General features: G+C 64.9%; 1 protein-coding gene. It reads left to right on the forward strand.

Features of this window, described 5'->3' with window-relative positions; all coding sequences use genetic code 11:
• On the forward strand, positions 1-6,068 hold a 6,068-nt coding region (locus tag I6F33_RS37465; RefSeq protein ID WP_225145762.1), incomplete at both ends, for a non-ribosomal peptide synthetase.

The following is a 6,068-nucleotide window of genomic DNA, read 5'->3' on the forward strand; positions in this document are numbered from 1 at the left end:
GTCGCCGCAAGGTGCGGTCGAGACGGCGCTGGCGCAGATCTGGGCCGAGCTCCTTGGTGTCGAGCGCATCGGGCGCAACGACCACTTCTTCGAACTGGGCGGCCACTCGCTCTTGGCCGTGCAGATGTCGAGCCGGCTGTCACAGGCTGTCGGGGTCGAACTGCCACTGTCGACGCTGTTCGCAAGGCCAGTGCTGAGTGACCTGGCGGCAAGCATCGTCGAGCTGTTGAGCCGCTCCGGTCCGCACGAGCTGTCGTCGATTGCAGCCGTGTCGCGTCATGAGCCGCTTGTGCTGTCGTTTGCGCAGCAGCGGCTATGGTTTTTGGCTCAGCTGAACGAAGGCAGCACGAACTATCACATTCCGCTGGCCTTGCGATTGCGCGGGATGCTCGACCGCAGCGCCTGGCAGCGCAGCCTTGACCGTCTGTTTGCGCGTCATGAGGCGCTGCGCAGTGTGTTTGTCGCGACCCAAGGCAAGCCCCGGGTTGAGGTTCTGCCGCCGGACGCGGGTCTGCCGATAGTTGAGCATGATCTGCGGGAGAGATCGGATGCGGAAGCGGCATTTTTGGATCTGTGCCATGAAGAGGGGCGCACGCCATTCGATCTTGCGCGCGGTCCGCTGATCCGCGGGCGGCTGATCCGCATCGCCGACGAGGAACACGTCTTCCTACTGACCCAGCATCACATCGTCTCGGACGGTTGGTCGATGGGCGTGCTGCTGCGTGAACTTAGCCAGCTCTACCGGGCATTCGAGGCTGGGCAGGACGACCCTCTGCCGCCGCTTGCGATCCAGTATCCGGATTACGCCGCCTGGCAACGTCAATGGCTGTCGGGGGAACGGTTGCAGAAGCAGGCGCAGTATTGGCGCAGCGCCCTGGCAGGCACAGCCCGTCTTGTCTTGCCGACGGACCATGCGCGGCCTGCCCAGCAGTCGTTTGCCGCGGCCACGGTCCCGATCACCGTCGATGCGGATTTGACGCGGGAGTTGAAGCGGCTGAGCCTACAGCATGGCACGACGTTGTTCATGATGGTGCTGGCGGCCTGGGCGGCGGTGCTGTCGCGTCTGTCCGGGCAGAACGATCTTGTGATTGGCGTGCCGAGCGCCAATCGGGGGCACCGCGAGATCGAAGAGCTGATCGGGTTCTTCGTCAACACCCTGGCGCTTCGGCTGGACCTGTCGGGCAAGCCGCGCGTGTCGGAGCTTCTGGAGCGGACGCGGCGCACGGTGCTGGCTGCGCAGGAGCATCAGGACCTGCCGTTCGAGCAGGTGGTGGAGATCGTGCAGCCGCCCCGGGCTCTTGATCACACGCCATTGTTCCAGGTGATGCTGGCCTGGGAGAACAATGCGGTTGGGTCATTGGACCTGCCGGGGCTGAGTGTCGAAGCTGCCGGGGAGGAGATTGATCAGATCAAGTTCGATCTGGAGCTGAGCCTTGGCGAGCAGGGTGAGGTGATCGCTGGGACGCTGGGTTATGCCACGGCGCTGTTCGATCAGGCGACGATCGAGCGGCAGCGTGGTTATCTGCTGGCGCAGCTGCGGGCGATGGTTGCCGATGCGCAGCAAGAGGTCCACCGGATTGAGCTGCTCTCGACTGCCGAGCGCACGTATCTGCTGGAGGAGCTGAACCGGACGGCGGCGCCGTATCCTGCGGAGCGGTGCATCCACGAGCTGTTCGAGGCGCAGGTGCACAAGGCGCCGGATGCGGTGGCGGTGGTCTGCAAAGATGAGCGGCTGAGCTACGGCGAGCTCAATGCACGGGCCAACCGCCTGGCGCATCACCTGATCGCCCTCGGGGTCAGGCCGGACCAGCCGGTTGCGATCTGCGTCGAGCGCAGTCCGATGATGGTGGTGGGGCTTTTGGCGATCCTGAAGGCCGGCGGAGCGTATATGCCGCTGGACCCCGCCTATCCGTCGGCGCGGCTGCATCAGGTGCTCGACGATGCGGCCCCGCCGCTGCTGCTGGCCGATGTGGCTGGCCGTGCCGCCTTCGGCGCGGATGTGCCGGCCATTGTGAGCGTGGTGGAGCTCGATGCTGCGGCGCCGGCCTGGGCCAGCCTGCCGGAAGCGGATCCTGACCGGCGCGCGCTCGGCCTGACCTCCCGCAACCTCGCCTATGTGATCTACACTTCGGGATCCACGGGCACGCCCAAAGGGGCACAGAATGAGCATCGGGCTATCGTTAATCGCCTGATCTGGATGCAGAACGCCTATGGTCTGAAGCCAACAGACGTCGTGTTGCAGAAGACGCCATTAAGCTTCGATGTCTCGGCCTGGGAGTTCTTTTGGACTTTGCTTGAAGGGGCAACGCTGGTACTGGCGCCACCCGGTGCGCACAGAGATCCCGATGCATTGGTCGACTTGATCGTCAGCCAGCACATCACGACGGTTCACTTCGTGCCATCCATGCTGGTCAGCTTTTTGGATGCGAAGAGTGTTGACCGCTGCACATCGCTGCGGCGGGTTTTATGCAGCGGCGAGGCGCTCCCTGCCGCCAGTGTGTATAGGGTTCGGCGCGTATTGCCCTGGACGGCCCTGCACAATCTCTACGGTCCGACTGAGGCCGCGATCGACGTTACATCCTGGAGCTGCCCGGCTGAGTTTGATGAGGCCATCGTCCCGATTGGCCGTCCTATTGCCAACACGCGGGTCTACTTGCTGGATGGTCATGGCGGGCTGGTGCCGTTCGGTGCGGTGGGCGAGCTCTGCATTGGCGGGGCGGGGGTGGCGCGGGGCTACCTCAACCGCCCTGAGCTGACAGCGGAGCGGTTCATCCCCAGTCCCTTTGTCGAGGGCGACCGGCTGTACCGGACCGGCGACCTGGCACGCTACCTGCCGGATGGCAATCTGGAGTTTTTAGGCCGCAACGACGAGCAGGTGAAGATCCGCGGCTTCCGGATCGAACCGGGCGAGATCGTCGCGCGGCTTTGCGGCCACCCCTGCGTGCGCGAGGCGGTGGTGGTGGCGCGCGAGGATGGTCGCGGCGAGCAGCGCCTCGTTGCGTATGTCGTTGCCGCCGAAGCTGAGGAATCTGATCTTGCCGGCGGTTTGCGGGCGCATGTGAGTGCGGGGCTGCCGGACTACATGGTGCCGAGTGCGTTCGTGCGGCTGGCGGCGCTTCCGCTGACGCTGAACGGTAAGCTCAATCGAAACGCGCTGCCGGCCCCGGGCGACGAGGCGTATGCGCGCCGGACCTACGCGCCGCCACAGGGCGAGACGGAGACGGTGCTGGCGCAGATCTGGGCCGAGCTGCTGGGGCTGGAGCGGGTCGGACGGCACGACAACTTCTTCGAACTGGGAGGGCACTCGCTCTTGGCGGTGCAGATGATCGAGCGTCTAAGGCGGCGGTCACTGCGCATCGAGGTGCGCACCTTGTTCGTCAAGCCGGTGCTGGCTGATCTGGCTGCAAGCCTGGGCCGCCATCACGAGGTGGCGGTCCCGGCCAACCTGATCACCGAGCGAAGTGCGGCGATCACGCCGCAGATGTTGCCGCTGATTGAGCTGGCCCAGGGCGAGATCGACCGGATCATCGCCACAGTGCCCGGCGGGATTTGCAACATCCAGGACATTTACGGCCTGTCGCCGCTGCAGGACGGCATCCTGTTCCATCATCTGTTGGCGGCAAAGGGCGATCCGTACCTGCTGGTATCGCAGATGGCGTTTGACGAGCGTGGGCTGCTCGATCGCTATCTTGCCGCGGTCCAGCGGGTGGTGAATCGGCACGACATTCTGCGCACCTCGTTCGTCTGGGAGGGCCTGTCGCGCCCGGCCCAGGTGGTGTGGCGGGAGGCGCGACTGGAGGTGATCGAGGTCGAGCTGGATGGCGCTCATGGTGCTGGCGCCGCGCAGCTTAAGGAGCGGTTTGATCCGCGCCAGCACCGCATCGAGCTTGGCCGAGCACCACTGCTGCGATTTATGATTGCGCGCGAGCCCGGCAGCGCGCGCTGGCTGCTGCTGGAGCTGCAGCATCATCTGATCGGGGATCACACGACGCGGGACGTGATGCATGCTGAGGTCCGGGCCGAGCTGGAGGGGCGCCAGCATGAGCTGACGGCGCCGCAGCCATTCCGCAATCTGGTGGCGCAGGCGCATCTACGCCGTGATGCCAAGGCCGATGAAGCGTTCTTTCGGGAGCTGCTGGCCGACATCGACGAGCCGAGCACGCCGTTCGGCTTGCGCGAGGTGCGCGGCGACGGCAGCGGGGTTCGAGAGGCGCAGCGGATGCTGCCGTCAGCGCTCCAAGCGAGGCTGCGCGAACAGGCACGGCGGCTGGGCGTGAGTCTGGCGAGCCTGTGCCATCTGGCGTGGGGACAGGTGGTGGCGCGCAGCAGCGGCCGCGAGCAGGTGGTGTTCGGCACGGTGCTGTTAGGCCGCCTGCAGGGCAGCGCTGGCGCCGACCGCACGATGGGGCTGTTCATCAACACCCTGCCGCTGCGGCTTGATCTTGATGGGACAGCGGTCGAGGCGAGCGTGCGAACCACGCACGCCCGGCTGGCCGAGCTCTTGGCGCACGAGCAGGCCTCGCTGGCGCTGGTACAGCGCTGCAGCGCTGTTGCGGCGTCGGCGCCGCTGTTCAGCACGTTGTTGAACTACCGTCACAACACGGCGCCGGCTGTGCCCGGCTCCGGGATGGATGATGTCTTGTCGGGCATGGAATGGCTGGGTGGGGAGGAACGCACCAATTATCCGCTGACCCTGTCGGTGGAGGATTTTGGCGAGGCGCTGGGCCTCACTGTGCAGGTGGCGGAGCCTATCTCTGCGGATCGGATCTGCGGCTACATGCAGCGGGTGCTCGAGGAGCTGGCAAAGGCGCTGGAGCATGCCCCGGATACGCCGGTACGCGAGTTGGACATCTTGCCAGCTGAAGAGCGCACCTATCTGCTGGAGGATCTGAACCGGACGGCGGAGGCCTATCCATCGGACCTGTGCGTCCATGAGCTGTTCGAGGCGCAGGTGCAAAAGGCGCCGGAGGCGGTGGCGCTGGTCTGCGAAAACGAGCGGCTGAGCTATGGCGAGCTCAACGCGCGGGCCAACCGGCTGGCGCATCACCTGATCGCCCTCGGGGTCAAGCCGGACCAGCCGGTTGCGATCTGCCTCGAACGCAGTCCGGCGATGGTGGTTGGTGTCTTGGCGATCCTCAAGGCTGGCGGTGCCTATCTGCCGCTGGACCCAGCATATCCCAGCGAGCGGCTGCATCAGGTTGTCGACGATGCCGCGCCGCGGCTGCTGCTTTGCGACGTCGTCGGTCGCGCAGCACTCGGTCTCGAGGTGCTGACCGATGTGACGGTCATCGATGTGGAGACGGCCACGCCCGCCTGGGCCGAACGGGCGGCTTCAAACCCTGACCGGCGCACGCTTGGCCTCACATCGGGCCATCTCGCTTATGTGATCTACACCTCAGGCTCAACCGGAACCCCAAAGGGGGTCATGGTCCAGCATCAAGGGTTGGTCAATCTGCTGTCGGCTCAGGTCGGCCTCTTTGGCGCTTCTTCCAACAGCCGCGTCGTGCAGTTCGCCTCCATTGCTTTTGATGCAAGCGCTTGGGAGCTTGTTATGGCGTTTGGCTCCGGAGCCGCTTTGCACTTGCCTGCGGAAGACATCCGTCAAGCGAGTAACAAGCTATCGGATTATCTGCAAAGCGAAGCCATCACCCACGCGACATTACCCCCAGCGTTGCTTCAGACAAACAAGGATCCGAAATGTTTGGCTGTGCAAGCTCTCGTTCTTGCTGGAGAGCTGCCGAAGCCAGAACTCATCCGAAGTCTGGCCCCAACATCAATTGTCAATGCTTACGGCCCGACCGAGGCAACAGTCTGTGCGACGATCTGGACTTGCCCGGCTGATTTTAATGGGTCATTGGTCCCGATCGGGCGCCCAATCGCCAACACGCGTGTGTACTTGCTGGATGGCCATGGCGCGCCCGTGCCGTTCGGCGCGGTGGGTGAGCTTTACATTGGCGGGGCGGGGGTGGCACGGGGCTACCTGAACCGCCCTGAGCTGACCGCGGAGCGGTTCATCGCCAGTCCCTTTGTCGAGGGCGATCGGCTGTACCGGACCGGCGACCTTGCAC

Source organism: Bradyrhizobium sp. BRP20, assembly GCF_020194215.1.
GTDB lineage: Bacteria > Pseudomonadota > Alphaproteobacteria > Rhizobiales > Xanthobacteraceae > Bradyrhizobium > Bradyrhizobium yuanmingense.